Below are 14,957 nucleotides of genomic sequence, written 5' to 3'. Positions count from 1 at the left end.
ATGTCCGAGGACGACAAGACCCCGGCCCGCGCGGTCATCACCGACTACGCCAAAACACACTTCCGCTACTTCCGCACCGCCGACGGCACCGTCTACGCCCAGCAAAAGGGCCACCCCATCGCCCGCCCGATCCGCTCCCAGGGCACCTCGGGCAGTCACCGCCAAGAACTCATGGTCGGCCTGTTCGAGGACGGCCACGGCGCATTCAGCGGCACCGCCTTGAAGGAGGCACTGGACATGATCGAAGCACTGGCCATGCGCGAGGACGTCGAGCGCGTGCACGTCCGCGTCGCCCCCGGCTTCGACGGCGCGACCTGGCTCGACCTCGGCCGCAACGACGGCAAGTCCGTCCGTATCCACCCCAACGGCTGGGACATCGCCGTGCCCGACCCGCACGAGGTCCGCTGGCGCCGCACCCAGCTCACCGGCGAACTCCCCCTCCCGGTCAAGGACACCCAGGGCAAGGGCATCGACAAGCTGCTCAGCCTGTGCAACTTCGCCGACGCCGCCACCGAGTCCCTGGTCATCGCCTGGCTGATCGGCTGCCTCAGCCCGACCTCGCCGGTCCCGGCGCCGTTCCTCACCGGCCCCCAGGGCGCGGGCAAGTCCACGGCCGGCCGCATGCTCACCCGGATCATCGAGGGCATGAGCGGTGACCTGCGCCGCGCCCCGAAGGACGAGGAAAACCTGATCGCGGCCGTCGCCGCCGGATGGATCACCGCCCTCGACAACCTCTCCTACCTGACCCCGGACATGTCGGACGCGATGTGCTGCATCGTCACCGGAGCCGAGACCGTCAAGCGCGCCCTCTACACCGACGGCGACGTCTCCATCGCCCGCTACCGGCGCCCCCTGCTCATGACCGGCATCGACGTCGGCGTCATCCGCCCCGACCTCGCCGAACGCCTCCTCCCGCTGCGCCTGGAGCGCCCCAAGGTGCGGCGTACCGAGGCCGAACTGTGGGCCGAGTACGAGCCGGTCCTGCCCGTGATCCTCGGCTCGCTGCTGGACCTCACCGTTTCCGTGCGGGCAGTCGAGACGGAGACGCCGACGGACCTACGCATGGCGGACTTCGCGCACCTGTGCGCGCAGCTCGACAACGCCGTACACCTGGGGTCGCTCGCCGCGTACCGGGCCAGCCTCGACGACCTCACCGACGACGTCATCGAGGGCGACCTGCTCGCCCAGACCGCTCTCAAGCACGCCGAGACCATGGAACCGGGGCAGGCCGAGCAGCTTTCCTCGACGGAATGGCTCGACAAGTTCACCCGCCTCTACGCGGGCGAGGACTGCCGCCCCTTGCCCAAGGGCTGGCCCACCACTGGCAAGGTCCTCTCCGACCGCCTCAAGCGCATCCAGCCCACCCTCGCCGCACGCGGCGTCCTCGTCGACTGGGGCCGCACCAAAACCGCCCGCTACATCGAGATCACTCGCGCCCGGCCCGTCGAAACAGCCCCACGGGCCCCGCTGTTCTGACCTGCCTACCGGCGGAACACAAAAGCAAGAAGAGCACCCGGCGGCACGCGCGACGAGCGCCCGGCAGGCCAGGCCGAGGGGGTGCTCTTCTTGCTGTTCGGCGGCTTCGCCGCCCCCGACAGTCGCGCCGCGAAGCGGCACCTTTTCAGCTCTTCGACGGCAGACAAAAGATCACTTCCCCCCTCTCTCTTTTCCTAAGTAGAGAGAATCTGCGTCACCCGCGACACCAGACCCCGAAAACCGGGTCCCACCGGCCACAACGAGGGTGACGCAGGCCGCAAAACCTAAGTCACCACGCGTCACCCGCGTCACCCCGAAACCGCAATCCGGTGACACACCCGGTGACGTTCACCGAAACCCGCTGTCACCCAAAACCGCAGGTCACACCCGGTCGGGAACGCAGATGACGCGATGACGCAGAAATCCCCAACTCGGACACACGCGGACCCAGGTCCCGAACTCAATCCCACTCGCAGGGCCAGCCACTACCTACCCGGAGGCGTGGCGGATGCTGCGGGTTCCCCAGAAGGCCAGAGACAACGTGCGGTGAGGAGTCGTGAAGGTGCAGAAGGAGATTGGACTCCCCAGGAGCTACTCGGCAGCCGAGGTAGCGACCTCTCTCGGGTGCTCTGAATGGTGGGTCAAGGAGCAGGCCCGACGTCGGCGTATTCCCTTCCTGCGAAGCGGTAGTGGTTACCGCTTCACGAGCGATCACGTCAGGGAGATCTTCCGCATCCTTGAGGAAGTCCCCAGCGAGGGCCCTTCGGAGGGCAACGCGGCTTCGCCTCGTCGTGGCTCCCGGACGCAGACGACCGGGCCCGTGGTGCAGCTCCGAGCGAGGCGTCCGCGGCGTGCGCGGAACGCCGCCTGACAGAACGAACGATCGCAGTGGGTGGGAGTCGACCGGCTCCCGCCCACTGCTTGTGATGAGGAGAAACATGGGCTTCGCGGAAGACCGCGGTAGCTACTGGCGCGGCCGCTACAAGATCTCAACGGGTAAGTACGGAACTGTCGCTGACGCCAACGGGAACACCATCCGCTTCGCCAAGAAGCGCGACGCCAAGCAGGCAGCGGACGCCGAGGAGGCGAAGGTACGCGCGGGGGAGTGGAGGGACCCTGCGGCCGGCCGAACCACCTTCGGGGCGTACGCCTCGGGTTGGTACGACGCCCAAGACCTCGCGGCCTCGACCATGCAGAACTACCGCCGTCACCTTGAGGAGCACCTGCTCCCCGAGTTCGAGGACAAGGCGCTCGCCGAGATCCAGCGAACTGACGTGGACGCGTGGGAGCGGAAGGAGAAGGCGCTGTATGCCGTATCGAGCGTGAAGACGTGGCGCGGCACGCTGCACCTGCTTCTTGAGGACGCGGTGGAAGACGGACTGATCAGCGCCAACCCGGCGACCAAGCGACGGGGGCGAGGAAAGCGAGCAGGCCGCTCCCGTGACCGCGGCCCGGAGAAGGTGGTCACAGACCCGCTCGGCATCCTCCTGGTCGCTGAACGAGCTTCCCTTCTGTCAGGCAGGGATGACGAGTTCGTAGCTGCGGTCACCAAGGGCTACACCGGAATGCGCTGGGGTGAAGTCGTGGGCCTGGAGGTCGAGTTCGCCCGCCCCAAGTCGGTTCGGATCGAGTGGCAGCTCTACGAAATCGACTCGGGAGAGCTGGTGCGCTGCCCTCCCAAGGAGGACAGCTATCGCACCGTGGATGCCCCGCCGTGGCTCTCGCGGCTCTGGACCGGGCACATCGCCCGTACTCAGCCGACCCCCTGCCCCTGCCACGGCAGGACGTACATGTTCCGTGGCCAGGGCGTCTCGCGCACCGGAGAGACGGGCGCCAAGGTGGTGGACGTCGCGAGGCGCGCCGGCGTATCGACCGGCACGGTCTCCAACGTCCTCAACCGGCCCGAAACCGTGGCAGAAGCCACGAGGGTGAGGGTGCGTCAGGCGATCGCGGATCTCGGGTTCACCCGTGGCGGCGGTGCTGTCGACCAGGCCGCGCACTGGCGGCGGAACGGGTTCGCTACCTGGCTGTTCACACCCGCCGCTTCTGGCTGGTACCCGAAGAAGGCGCCACAGGAGGCCCGGCCCGTGCCGGTACTCGCGGAACCGTGGCCCGGCGTACCCGCCCGAGGGCGAGGCGCCCACGCGCGCGCCGATACCTGCTGGGTCCCCGTGGCCAAGGGACTCACGCCCCACGGGCTACGGCACACGCACAAGACGCGCATGGAAGGTTTCCGCACGCCGCCCAAGCTCATGGATGAGCGCTTGGGGCACATCGATGGATCTGTCCAGGCGCGCTACACGCACATCACCAAAGAGATGCGCGCCGACCTCATGGCGGCGCTCACCGCAGAGTGGGAGGCGTCGCTCGACGCGAGGCTCGCGATGTGCCCCACGTCGCCAGTTGCCGTTCTCAACGCCCTGTTGCACGAGCGGGCGAGGGCGCTCAGGTAGGCGCTGTCTGGGAGCCGAATTTCAAGATCTTCTCCCAGATTTCTCCCAGGAGGGCCCCAGAAACCACTCAGGGGCCTGACCCGCTATGCGGATCAGGCCCCTGACCTGGTGTTTCAACTGTCGGGGTGGCGGGATTTGAACCCACGACCTCTTCGTCCCGAACGAAGCGCGCTGCCAAGCTGCGCCACACCCCGATGTCGTTGTTCCGGTCTCTGCTGTTCTGCTCTGCAGGTCGCGGCGACGTCGTTTACTTTAGCGGACTGTCGGCCTGAGACGAAATCCGGTTTACGGCGGCCCTCTGCGCAGGGCCTCAGGCGGCCATCGGCGCCAGCGTCAACAGGGTCGCCTCGGGCGGGCAGGCGAAGCGGACCGGGGTGTAGCGGTTGGTGCCGCAGCCCGCCGAGACGTGGAGGTAGGACGTGTTCCCCTCCGCCTCGTGCGTGGACAGGCCCTTCACGCGGTCCGCGTCCAGGTCACAGTTGGTGACGAGGGCCCCGTAGAAGGGGATGCAGAGCTGGCCGCCGTGGGTGTGGCCCGCGAGGACCAGCGGGTAGCCGTCCGCGGTGAAGGCGTCCAGGGTGCGCAGGTACGGGGCGTGCACCACGCCCATCGAGAAGTCCGGGCCCGCCAGCGGGCCGCCGGCCACCTCCGCGTACCGGTCGCGCTTGATGTGCGGGTCGTCCAGGCCGGTGAGGCCGATCTCCACGCCCGCGACCTTCAGCGAGCCCCGCGTGTTCGTGAGGTTCAGCCAACCGGCCCCGTCGAAGGCGTCGCGCAGGTCCTCCCACGGGTTGTGGATGGCGCCGACGACGGGCGGGTTGCCGTTCAGACCGTGCTTGCCCGACATCTGCTGCTTCAGGTAGCGGGCCGGGTTGAGGAGCTTGGGGCCGTAGTAGTCGTTGGACCCGAAGACGTACGCGCCGGGGAACTCCATCAGCGGGCCGAGCGCGTCGAGGACCTCGGGGACGCCCTCCGTGTCGGACAGGTTGTCGCCCGTGTTGATGACGAAGTCGGGGCGGAGTCCGGCCAGCGACTGCAGCCAGCGGCGCTTCTTGTTCTGCCCGCTCACCATGTGGATGTCGGAGACCTGGAGCACCCGCATCGGGCGCATTCCCGCAGGCAGGACCGGGACCGTGACCCGTCGCAGGCGGAAGGAGCGGGCCTCGAAGCCCGCCGAGTAGATCAGCCCGGCGGCGCCCGCCGCCGCGATGCCGGCCGTCACCTTCAGGGAGGTCTTCAGAGGATTCCCGTATCGAGCGCGCATGGGCCCATCGTGTCAGACCGGCCCCGCCCCGGAAATCCGCGGGCGTGGGGCCTCGCGCACCTGCGACAATCAAGTCATGACCACGCTCAAGTCGAAGTTGCAGGACGACCTCAACGCCGCGATCAGGGAGCGCAACGAGCTCCGCTCCTCGACGCTCCGGCTGACCCTCTCCGCGATCACCAACCAGGAAGTCGCGGGCACGGAGAAGCGTGAGCTGACGGACGACGAGGTGCAGAAGGTGATCGCCAAGGAGGCGAAGAAGCGCCGCGAGGCTGCCGAGGCCTTCGAGAAGGCGGGCCGCGCCGAGTCCGCGAGCCGCGAGGAGGCGGAGGGCGTGGTGCTCGCCGAGTACCTGCCGCAGCAGCTGTCCGACGCCGAGCTCGAGCAGATCGTCGCGCAGGCGGTCGAGGAGGCGAAGGCGGCCGGCGCCGAGGGGCCGAGGGCCATGGGCCAGGTCATGAAGATCGTGAAGCCGAAGGTCGCGGACCGCGCCGAGGGCGGCCGGGTGGCCTCCACGGTCAAGCGCCTCCTGGCGGGCTGAGCTCCGTCACGAACGGCGAAGAGCTGAGCTCCGCCACGAACGACGAAGAGACGAAGAAGAGGGCGCATCCCGTGTGGGATGCGCCCTCTTCCTTACCGGTCTGCGGGGGCCTTACCGGCCCCAACCGCCCCCGTGTCCGTTCCCGTTCCCATTGCCGCCGATGAGGTCCGGCGGGATCGAGATGTCGGGCAGCGGGTCGGTATCGCCGTTGCCCCCGTCGTCCCCGGCGTCGGGCTTGTCGCCCTTGTTCTTGCTCTTGTCCTTCTTCTTGTCCGGGTCCGGGATGTTCACCTTGTTGAAGGTGGGCGCGTCCTTGCCGGACAGCGCGCCGGTCATGGCGTCCCGCCAGATCGGACCCGGCGTATCGGCGCCGAAGACCTTGTCGTGGTACTGGCCACCGATGGTGATGTCGGTCATCTCGACGGCCTGCGAGGCGCTGCCGACCCAGACGGCGCCGGACAGGTTCGGCGTGTAGCCGGCGAACCAGGCGTTCTTACGGGCGTCGGTGGTACCGGTCTTGCCCGCGTTGTCCCGCCCGCTGAGGCCGGCCGTCTTGCCCGTACCGGAGTCGATCACGCCGCTGAGCAGCGTATTGATCTTGTCGGCGGTCGACTGCGACATCGCGCGCGAGCACTTCGACTTCGGCACGTCGAGCGCCTTGCCGTTGGGGTCGGTGATCGCGTCGATGGCGACGGGCGTGCAGTACGTGCCGCGGTTGGCGAACGCCGCGTACGCGGAGGCCATCGTGAGCGGCGAGAGACCCGTCGAGCCGAGGGTCATGGACGAGGGCACCTCGTCGACCTTCTTGCCGTTGCCCTGCACCACGCCCAGCTTGTCGGTCATCTTCACGACCGGGCACATGCCGATGTCGCCGATCATCTGCACGAAGTACGTGTTGATGGACTTGGCCATCGCCTCCTTGAGGCGGTACGGGCCGACCTCCGACTCGTTCTCGTTCTCCAGCTTGTAGCCGCCGTCGTTGACCCACGGCTTGCCGCTGCACGTCTGGACCCGGCTCGGGTACGGCATCTGGTACGGCGCCGGGTACTGCTTCGTCACCGACGTGCCCTTCTCCAGGGCCGCTGCCGCCACGAACGGCTTGAACGTCGAACCCGTCGGGAAGCCGAGGTTGGAGCCGCCGTCCCGGTAGTTGACGGAGTAGTTCATCTCCGACTCGTTCTTGCTCGCGTCGGAGCCGTACGGCTTGGACTGGCCCATGCCGAGGACCTTGCCGGTGCCGGGCTCGACGAACGCGCCCGCCGCGTCGACCTTGTCCGACTGGTAGACGTGGCGCTTGACCGAGTCCTCCACGGACTCCTGCGTCTGCGGGTCGAGCGTCGTCTTCACCGTCAGGCCGCCGCGGTTCCAGATCTTGGCCCGCTCCTCGGACGTCTTGCCATAGGCCGGGTTGTTGAGGAAGGAGTTCCTGACGTAGTCGCAGAAGAACGCCGCGCCGTGCTGCGCGGTGATGCAGCCGTTCTGCGGCCTGCTGACCTTCAGGCCGATCGGCGTCTCCTTGGCCTTGGCGGCCTCGGCCTGCGTGATGTCGTGCGTCTCCGCCATCCGCTGGAGCACGATGTTGCGCCGCTTCTTCGCCTCGGCCTCGTCGTTGACGGGGTCGTAGCGGCTGGGGGACTGCACGATGCCGGCGAGCATCGCCGACTCCTGGATGTTCAGGTCCTTGGCCGGCTTGGAGAAGTAGCGCTGGGCCGCGGCCTCGACGCCGTACGCCTGCTGCCCGAAGTACGTGATGTTCAGGTAGTTGTTGAGGATCTTCTTCTTGCCGACCTCGTTCTCCACCTGGATCGCGTACTTCAGCTCCTTGACCTTGCGGCCGATGGTCTGCTGAGTCGCCTGCGCCAGCTTGGTCGGGTCGTCGCCCGCCTCTTCCATGAAGACGTTCTTCACGTACTGCTGGGTGAGGGTGGAGGCGCCCTGCGAGACGCCGCCGTTCTGCGCGTTGGCGTTGATCGCGCGCAGGATGCCCTTCGCGTCGACGGCGCCGTGCTCGTAGAACCGCGAGTCCTCGATCGCGACGATCGCCTTCTGCATGTACGGCGAGATGTCGTCGAGCTTCACGACCGTGCGGTCGCGCGAGTAGACGGTCGCGATCTTCCCGCCCTCGTTGTCCAGGATCGTGGTGCGCTGGCTCAGCGGCGGGGTCTTCAACGTCGCCGGAATCTCGTCGAATCCCTCGACCGAGCCCTTGGCCGCGAGACCCAGCGCGCCTGCCGCGGGCAGGGCGATCCCCGCCAGCACGGCTCCTGCGAGCACGCTGACTCCGAGGAACTTGGCGGCCTGTTGGGCCGGCGACGTACCGCCGCCACCGCCCGAGCGCTTCTTTCCCATACGGGGCAGCCTACGTGTCGATTCTCCGGACAGCCGTATATGCCTTGGCCTAAGCTGCACTCAACTGTCACAGCAGTGCGGTCTCGTATCAAGATGCGGGACGACCCCGAATCGTTCCCGGTACGTATGAAGTGCCTCTTGTAGTCATTCTCGGACCCTTTCGCGCGTCTTCGCGTAGGGCTCAGGGGGCGTCCGACTTCGCCTTGTGTGTCACTCCACGCCCGTTGTGACTCAAGTGAACTGTCCCGGTTTGCCGGGGTTATTACGCATGTCCTTCGGTCACTCCGTCGGGTGATCTGCCGCTCACGCATAGTCCGTTCGGACCATTCAAGATTGGGCCCGAAGGGGGTGTTGCGCTGTGCCCACCTTCCGTAACGTCCTCAACTGGCGGCGGTGAATATGCCGCTGCCGCCGTGGGGGAGCCTCGATTCGGGAGAGGACGGCGCCGGTATGGGCTGGGTAGTCGACTGGAGTGCGCAGGCGGCCTGCCGCACTACCGATCCGGACGAACTGTTCGTTCAAGGAGCAGCGCAGAACCGGGCGAAGGCGGTGTGCACGGGATGCCCCGTGCGGACCGAGTGCCTGGCGGACGCGCTCGACAATCGCGTCGAGTTCGGCGTGTGGGGTGGCATGACGGAGCGGGAGCGTCGCGCGTTGCTGCGCAGGCGTCCGACCGTCACGTCATGGCGCACGCTGCTTGAGACAGCGCGTACGGAGTACGAGCGCGGCGCGGGCCTACTGCCCGTGGAACTGGAGAACGACGAGACGTACGAGAGGTACGCGGCCGTCGGTTAGCCGGCGTGCGCACCACTGTCCGTAGGAACTGTGGGAACCGTCGGAACTGTCCGTCGGGCCACGGACGTACGGCTCAAGCTCCGGCCGGAGTGCCACCGGCCGCGAGCCGTTCTCCGATGTCCCTGAGGCCTGCCAGGTCGTGTACGTCACCGGGCAGGGCCGCGACCTCGGTCACGGCGACCTCGGGATGCAGCGCGGTGAAGCGGTCACGCGTGCGCTGTTCGCGCGCGACCATCTGCATGCGCTCCGCGTGCAACCGCAGTAGTCCCGCGGTCAGTTGCTCAATGCCGGGCTCGGCCGTGGGGTCGGCCTCGGATGTTTCGGGGGATGCCTCGAAGGGCGCTTCGGAAGATGATTCGGGGGGTGCCTCGGGAGTGGCACGACCCTCTTCCTTCCCGCCCGTCTGATCCACAATGCGGCGCTCGTCAAGATTTTCCGCGGCGGCAAGCGCCCGCTCGGCCGAGAGCCGGCTCGCGCCGCTGCCGTGCACCCGGTTCAGTACGAGCCCGGCCAGCGGCATCTTCTCCGCGGCCAGCCGCTCCACGAAGTACGCGGCCTCGCGCAGCGCGTCCCGCTCGGGCGCGGCGACCACGAGGAACGCGGTGCCGGGCGCCTGCAGCAGCTTGTACGTGGCGTCCGCGCGCGTGCGGAAACCGCCGAACGTCGTGTCCATCGCGGCCACGAACGTCTGCACGTCGCGCAGGAGTTGACCGCCGAGCAGCTTGCCGAGCGTGCCGGTCATCATCGACATCCCGACGTTCAGGAACTTCATGCCCGCGCGCCCGCCGATCTTCGCCGGGGCCATGAGCAGCCGGATCAGCTTGCCGTCCAGGAACGAGCCGAGTCGCTGCGGCGCGTCCAGGAAGTCGAGCGCGGAGCGGGACGGCGGGGTGTCGACGACGATCAGGTCCCACTCGTCGCGGGACCTGAGCTGCCCCAGCTTCTCCATCGCCATGTACTCCTGCGTGCCCGCGAAGCCGGCCGAAAGCGACTGGTAGAAGGGGTTGTTCAGGATCGCCTTCGCGCGCTCCTCGTCCGCGTGCGCCTCGACGATCTCGTCGAACGTGCGCTTCATGTCGAGCATCATCGCGTGCAGCTCGCCGCCCGCGGAGTCGTCGAAGTCCTTCACCCGGCGCGGGGTGTTGTCCAGCGAGTCGATGCCCATGGACTGGGCGAGCCTGCGGGCCGGGTCGATGGTGAGGACGACGACCTTGCGGCCGCGCTCGGCGGCGCGCAGCCCGAGGGCGGCGGCCGTCGTGGTCTTGCCGACGCCACCGCTGCCGCAGCACACCACGATGCGGGTCTGCGGGTCGTCGAGCAGCGGGTCCACGTCGAGCGTGCCCTCAGGGGTCAGCGTCATGAATGGCGTCCCGTCATGAGTGGCGTCCTGTCCTGGATGCGGTTCCCTGAATCCCTTGGATCCCTTGCTGTCGCAGTTCCTCGGCGAGCGTGTAGAGCCCGGAGAGGTCGAGGCCCTCGGTGAGCAACGGCAGTTCGTGCAGCGGCAGGCCCGCCTCGGCGAGCTGGTCGCGCTGGGCGCGCTCCAGGGCGTAACGCTCGGCGTACTCCCCGGCCTGCGCGAGCAGCGGGCCGACGAGCCGCTTGGCGCTGCCGAGCCCGGCGGCCGTCAGGGCCTCGGTGACCGCAGGGCGGACCTCACCGTCGGAGGCCAGTGCCAGGGCGGGTTCCCCGAGAAGTGCGGGTCGCACCATGTTCACCATGATCCGTCCGACGGGCAGCTTCGCGGCGCGCAACTCGGCGACCCCGTCGAGGGTCTCCTGCACCGGCATCTCCTCGAGGAGGGTCACCAAGTGCACCGCGGTCTCACGGGACTTGAGGACCCGCATCACCGCCTGCGCCTGATTGTGTATCGGGCCCATCTTGGCGAGCCCCGCCACCTCGTCGTTCACGTTGAGGAACCGGGTGATGCGGCCGGTGGGCGGCGCGTCCATCACCACGTAGTCGTAGATGTAGCGCCCCTGCTTGTCTTTTCTGCGCACCGCCTCGCACGCCTTGCCCGTCAGGAGCACGTCCCGCAGGCCCGGCGCGATGGTGGTCGCGAAGTCGATCGCGCCCAGCTTCTTCAGGGCGCGGCCCGCGCTGCCCAGCTTGTAGAACATCTGGAGGTAGTCCAGCAACGCCAGTTCAGGGTCGATGGCGAGCGCGAACACCTCCCCGCCACCGGGCGCGACGGCGATCTTCCGCTCCTCGTAGGGGAGCGCCTCCGTCTCGAAGAGCTGTGCGATGCCTTGTCTGCCCTCCACCTCCACGAGGAGAGTGCGCTTTCCCTCGGTCGCGAGGGCGAGCGCGAGTGCAGCGGCGACCGTGGTCTTTCCGGTCCCGCCCTTGCCGCTGACGACCTGGAGCCTGCTCACGTATTCGAGCCTAACCAGTACGTCGGACATCCACGCAGCAGCCTCCGGAACGCTTCGGCCATGTCCGGACGGATACAGTCGGCCCCATGGCAAAGAAGTGGGAATACGCGACCGTGCCGCTCCTCGTGCACGCGACGAAGCAGATCCTGGACACCTGGGGCGAGGACGGCTGGGAGCTGGTCCAGGTCGTGCCGGGGCCGAACAACCCCGAGCAGCTGGTGGCGTACTTGAAGCGGGAGAAGGCCGCATGAGCGGGCAGGTGGAGGCGCGGCTCACCGAGCTGGGCCTGACCCTGCCGCCCGTCGTCCCCCCGGTCGCCGCGTACCAGCCGGCCGTGCAGTCCGGTGTGTACGTGTACACGGCGGGGCAGCTGCCCATGGTCGACGGCAAGCTGCCGCTGACCGGCAAGGTCGGCGACGAGGTCACCGACGAGCAGGCCAAGGACCTGGCCCGCACCTGCGCGCTGAACGCGCTCGCGGCGGTCAAATCCGTCGCCGGTGACCTGGACCGCATCGCGCGTGTCGTGAAGGTCGTCGGCTTCGTGGCCTCCGCCACCGACTTCACCGGCCAGCCCGGCGTCATCAACGGCGCGAGCGAGCTGCTCGGCGAGGTCCTCGGCGACAAGGGCGTGCACGCGCGCAGCGCCGTCGGCGTGGCCGTGCTGCCGCTGGACGCGCCGGTCGAGGTCGAGATCCAGGTGGAGCTCACCTCCGAGGCCTGAGCTGCCGTTCTCGTACGAGAGGCCGTCCACGATCTTCGTCGTGGGCGGCCTCTCGAACATCCGGCCGTCAGCGGTTAGCCTCCGGCCATGGCAAATGGGCAGTGGTATCCCCCGGAGTGGCCGGAACGCATCCGTGCCCTCGCCGACGGCACACTCACACCCGCGACTCCGCGCCGCGCGGCCACCGTGATGCTGCTCAGAGACGCCTCGCCCGGTGGCCCCGAGGTGCACATGCTCCGCAGACGTACGTCGATGAAGTTCGCGGCGGGCGCCTACGCGTATCCGGGCGGCGGCGTCGACCCGCGCGACGACGACCGGCTGGTCCGCTGGGCCGGTCCTTCGCTCCAGGTGTGGGCCGAGCGGCTCGGGGTGCCTGAGCGGGAGGCCCAGGCGATCGTCTGCGCCGCCGTGCGGGAGACGTTCGAGGAGGCGGGCGTGCTGCTCGCCGGACCGACCCCGGACACCGTCGTCGACGACACGACGGGCGAGCAGTGGCAGGCCGACCGGCAGGCGCTGATCGACCGGGACCTGTCCTTCGCCGGGTTCCTGGAGAACCGCGGCCTGGTGCTGCGCTCCGATCTGCTCGGCGCGTGGGCCCGCTGGATCACCCCCGAGTTCGAGCCGCGCCGCTACGACACGTGGTTCTTCGTGGCCGCGCTCCCGGCGGGTCAGCGCACCAGCGACGACTCCTCCGAGGCCGACCGCACGGTGTGGATCATGCCGGGGCGGGCCGCGGCGGAGTACGACCGGGGCGAGCTGACGATGATGCCGCCGACGATCGCGACGTTGCGCACCCTGGAGGCGTACGACGACGTGCGCGGCGCCCTCGCGGGGGCGGCGGGGCGAGATCTCACGCCCGTACTCGCGCAGGCGCGCATGGAGGAGGACGAGCTGGTGCTGTCCTGGCCGGGACACGACGAGTTCACCAAGCACATCCCGACCGGGAACAGCGACAGCAACGGGGGAGCCTCCTCATGACCGAAGCCGCGGCCCTGCCCGGCCAGCCGCGCGGCGTCGTCCTCACGGGCCCCGCCACCGCCCGCGCGGTCAACGTCCTGGCGCCCAACGCCTCCGCGATGACCCTCGACGGCACCAACACCTGGATCGTCGCCGAACCGGACAGCGACCTCGCCGTCGTCATCGACCCGGGACCGCTGGACGACGCGCATCTGCACGCCGTCCTCGACATCGCCGAGAAGGCGGGCAAGCGGGTCGCGCTCACCCTCCTCACGCACGGGCACCCGGACCACGCCGAAGGGGCGGGCCGGTTCGCCGAGTTGACCGGGACGAAGGTGCGGGCGCTCGACCCGGCGCTGCGGCTCGGCGACGAGGGCCTGGCCGCCGGAGACGTGATCACCACGGGCGGCCTGGAGCTGCGCGTCGTACCGACCCCTGGCCACACCGCTGACTCCCTCTGCTTCCATCTCCCCGCCGACCAGGCCGTGTTGACCGGCGACACGATCCTCGGGCGCGGCACGACGGTGGTCGCCCACCCGGACGGCCGCCTCGGCGACTACCTGGACTCGCTGCGCCGCCTGCGCTCCCTGACGGTCGACGACGGCGTGCACACGGTCCTGCCGGGCCACGGCCCGGTCCTGGAGGACGCCCAGGGCGCCGTCGAGTTCTACCTGGCACACCGCGCGGGCCGCCTCGCCCAGGTGGAAACGGCCGTCGAGAACGGCTACGTGTCCGCCCCCGACGTCGTGACACACGTCTACGCGGACGTGGACCGCTCCCTGTGGCCGGCAGCCGAACTGAGCGTGCGGGCACAGTTGGACTATCTGCGGGAGCATGGGTTGATCTAGAGCGCCCCGATAAAGCCCCCGCGGCGATTGAGCGGCGGGGTCCGGGGCAGAGCCCCGATCTTTTCAGCCCGCTCTTCGGACGAGAGCCCGCGGGGCCCGGGGCGGAGCCCCGCGACCGCAACCCACGCCGGGGCCAAGGCCGCGGGGCTCCGCAACTCACTCGCCGCCGGGGCCAACCGCAGGGGCCCGCACCTCACTCGCCGCCGGGCCCCACCCACCCGATGCCAAGCGCAGCGAGCCGCGGCGGATCCGCGATGATGTCGACTCCGACGACCTTGCCGTCCCGGAACGTGAAGGCGAGCACCGAGACGACCTGGCCGCGAGGCGCCTGCACGATGCCGAGGCCGTCGCCGACGAACGCCGGGTACGCCGCCTGCGCCAGCTTCCCGTAGAACGCGGCCTGCTTGGCCACCGCCAGGCTCCCGCGCAGCAGCCCGGAGGCGGTGCCGCTGCCCGCGTCGACCCGCAACAGGACGTCCGGGTCGAGGAGTTCCAGGAGCGCCTCGAAGTCACCCGCGCGCGTGGCGGCCAGCCAGGCGCGGACGACCTCGCGCTGCCGGGCCAGCGGCGTGTCCCGGGGCGCGGTCGCCCCCTGCACCCGGCGCCGCGCCCTGCTCGCCATCTGCCGGGTCGCCGCGGGGGTGCGCTCCACGATGGGGGCGAGCTCCTCGAACGGCACGGCGAACATGTCGTGCAGCACGAAGGCGAGGCGTTCGGCGGGCGCGAGCGTGTCGAGCACGACGAGCAGCGCGAGCCCTACGGAGTCCGCGAGTTCGGCCTCGTGAACGGGGTCGGCGGGCCGGATCACCGGGTCGGGGACGCGGGTCTCGGCGGGCCCGAGCGCCTCGTGCTCGAAGGGCTCCTCGCGGCGCGCCGTGCGGGTGCGCAGCATGTCCAGGCAGATCCGCCCGACGACGGTCGTCAGCCAGCCGCTCAGGTTCCGCACCTCGTCGGTGTCCGCCCGCTGAAGCCGCAGCCACCCCTCCTGAACGGCGTCCTCGGCCTCGCTCAGCGAACCGAGCATCCGGTACGCCACGGCACGCAGCCGCCCTCGCTCCTCCTCGAAACGGGTGACGAGATCGGGCGGCTGTGTCATGAAGAGCTCCCCTGTGTGCCTCTACGTAGACGGGTCCCGCTATGTGTGTCGCTGTGGGGCTCTACGTAGACGGGTCCCGCCA

13 protein-coding genes and 1 tRNA gene are annotated in these 14,957 nt (G+C 69.2%); 8 read left to right on the top strand and 6 right to left on the bottom strand.

Going from position 1 to position 14,957, the window contains the following annotated elements:
- Both OG746_RS03720 and OG746_RS03715 read left to right on the top strand, forming a co-directional pair.
- Entirely contained in the window at positions 1-1,476 is a 1,476-nt protein-coding gene (locus OG746_RS03720; RefSeq protein ID WP_266711469.1) for an AICE element replication initiation protein, read from the top strand.
- Positions 1,477-2,414: 938 nt separating this feature from the next.
- Entirely contained in the window at positions 2,415-3,929 is a 1,515-nt protein-coding gene (locus OG746_RS03715) for a LacI family DNA-binding transcriptional regulator (RefSeq protein ID WP_266711467.1), read from the top strand.
- A 120-nt stretch (positions 3,930-4,049) separates the two neighbouring features.
- Here OG746_RS03715 and OG746_RS03710 read toward each other — a convergent pair.
- Together OG746_RS03710 and OG746_RS03705 are read right to left on the bottom strand one after the other, a co-directional pair.
- Positions 4,050-4,123: transfer RNA gene (locus tag OG746_RS03710), tRNA-Pro, on the bottom strand.
- Between the two features lie 116 nt (positions 4,124-4,239).
- On the bottom strand, positions 4,240-5,193 hold the full coding sequence (locus OG746_RS03705) for a metallophosphoesterase (protein ID WP_266711465.1): 954 nt from the start codon (positions 5,191-5,193) through the stop codon (positions 4,240-4,242).
- A 76-nt stretch (positions 5,194-5,269) separates the two neighbouring features.
- Between OG746_RS03705 and OG746_RS03700 the strand changes: the two genes are divergently transcribed.
- Entirely contained in the window at positions 5,270-5,734 is a 465-nt protein-coding gene (locus tag OG746_RS03700; RefSeq protein WP_266711463.1) for a GatB/YqeY domain-containing protein, read from the top strand.
- A 111-nt stretch (positions 5,735-5,845) separates the two neighbouring features.
- Here the strand turns inward: OG746_RS03700 and OG746_RS03695 are convergent, their stop codons facing one another.
- On the bottom strand, positions 5,846-8,083 hold the full coding sequence (locus OG746_RS03695) for a transglycosylase domain-containing protein (RefSeq protein ID WP_266711461.1): 2,238 nt from the start codon (positions 8,081-8,083) through the stop codon (positions 5,846-5,848).
- Between the two features lie 450 nt (positions 8,084-8,533).
- Here OG746_RS03695 and OG746_RS03690 point away from each other — a divergent pair, with 450 nt between their 5' ends.
- Entirely contained in the window at positions 8,534-8,878 is a 345-nt protein-coding gene (locus OG746_RS03690; RefSeq protein ID WP_266711459.1) for a WhiB family transcriptional regulator, read from the top strand.
- A 73-nt stretch (positions 8,879-8,951) separates the two neighbouring features.
- Here OG746_RS03690 and bagB read toward each other — a convergent pair whose 3' ends face one another.
- A complete protein-coding gene (bagB, locus tag OG746_RS03685; RefSeq protein ID WP_266711457.1) occupies positions 8,952-10,238 on the bottom strand; it encodes an ATPase BagB in 1,287 nt (428 codons plus the stop codon).
- A 13-nt stretch (positions 10,239-10,251) separates the two neighbouring features.
- The gene (gene bagA, locus OG746_RS03680; protein WP_266711455.1) at positions 10,252-11,253 is read right to left on the bottom strand and encodes an ATPase BagA; all 1,002 of its coding nucleotides are present in this window, start codon (positions 11,251-11,253) and stop codon (positions 10,252-10,254) included.
- An 86-nt stretch (positions 11,254-11,339) separates the two neighbouring features.
- On the opposite strand from bagA, the gene sp36 reads away from it, so the two are divergent.
- From sp36 to OG746_RS03660, 4 genes are all read left to right on the top strand, one after another.
- On the top strand, positions 11,340-11,504 hold the full coding sequence (gene sp36, locus OG746_RS03675) for a Sp36 family protein (RefSeq protein WP_107498797.1): 165 nt from the start codon (positions 11,340-11,342) through the stop codon (positions 11,502-11,504).
- Entirely contained in the window at positions 11,501-11,974 is a 474-nt protein-coding gene (locus tag OG746_RS03670) for a RidA family protein (RefSeq protein WP_266711452.1), read from the top strand. Before sp36 ends, OG746_RS03670 begins: the two co-directional genes overlap by 4 nt.
- Before the next feature lie 87 nt (positions 11,975-12,061).
- Positions 12,062-12,952 carry an NUDIX hydrolase gene (locus OG746_RS03665; RefSeq protein ID WP_266711450.1) on the top strand — a complete coding sequence of 297 codons (891 nt, stop codon included), beginning with the start codon at positions 12,062-12,064 and terminating at the stop codon, positions 12,950-12,952.
- Entirely contained in the window at positions 12,949-13,779 is an 831-nt protein-coding gene (locus tag OG746_RS03660) for an MBL fold metallo-hydrolase (RefSeq protein ID WP_266711448.1), read from the top strand. The genes OG746_RS03665 and OG746_RS03660 overlap by 4 nt, the downstream gene beginning before the upstream one ends.
- A 193-nt stretch (positions 13,780-13,972) precedes the next feature.
- Here OG746_RS03660 and OG746_RS03655 read toward each other — a convergent pair whose 3' ends face one another.
- Positions 13,973-14,875: a sigma-70 family RNA polymerase sigma factor gene (locus OG746_RS03655; RefSeq protein ID WP_266711446.1), complete on the bottom strand. Its 903-nt coding sequence runs from the start codon at positions 14,873-14,875 to the stop codon at positions 13,973-13,975.
- Positions 14,876-14,957: the final 82 nt, after the last annotated feature.

The sequence above is a fragment of the Streptomyces sp. NBC_01016 genome (assembly GCF_026341035.1).
In the GTDB taxonomy this organism is placed as follows: Bacteria; Actinomycetota; Actinomycetes; order Streptomycetales; family Streptomycetaceae; genus Streptomyces.
This window is presented reverse-complemented; position numbering and strand designations above follow the sequence as displayed.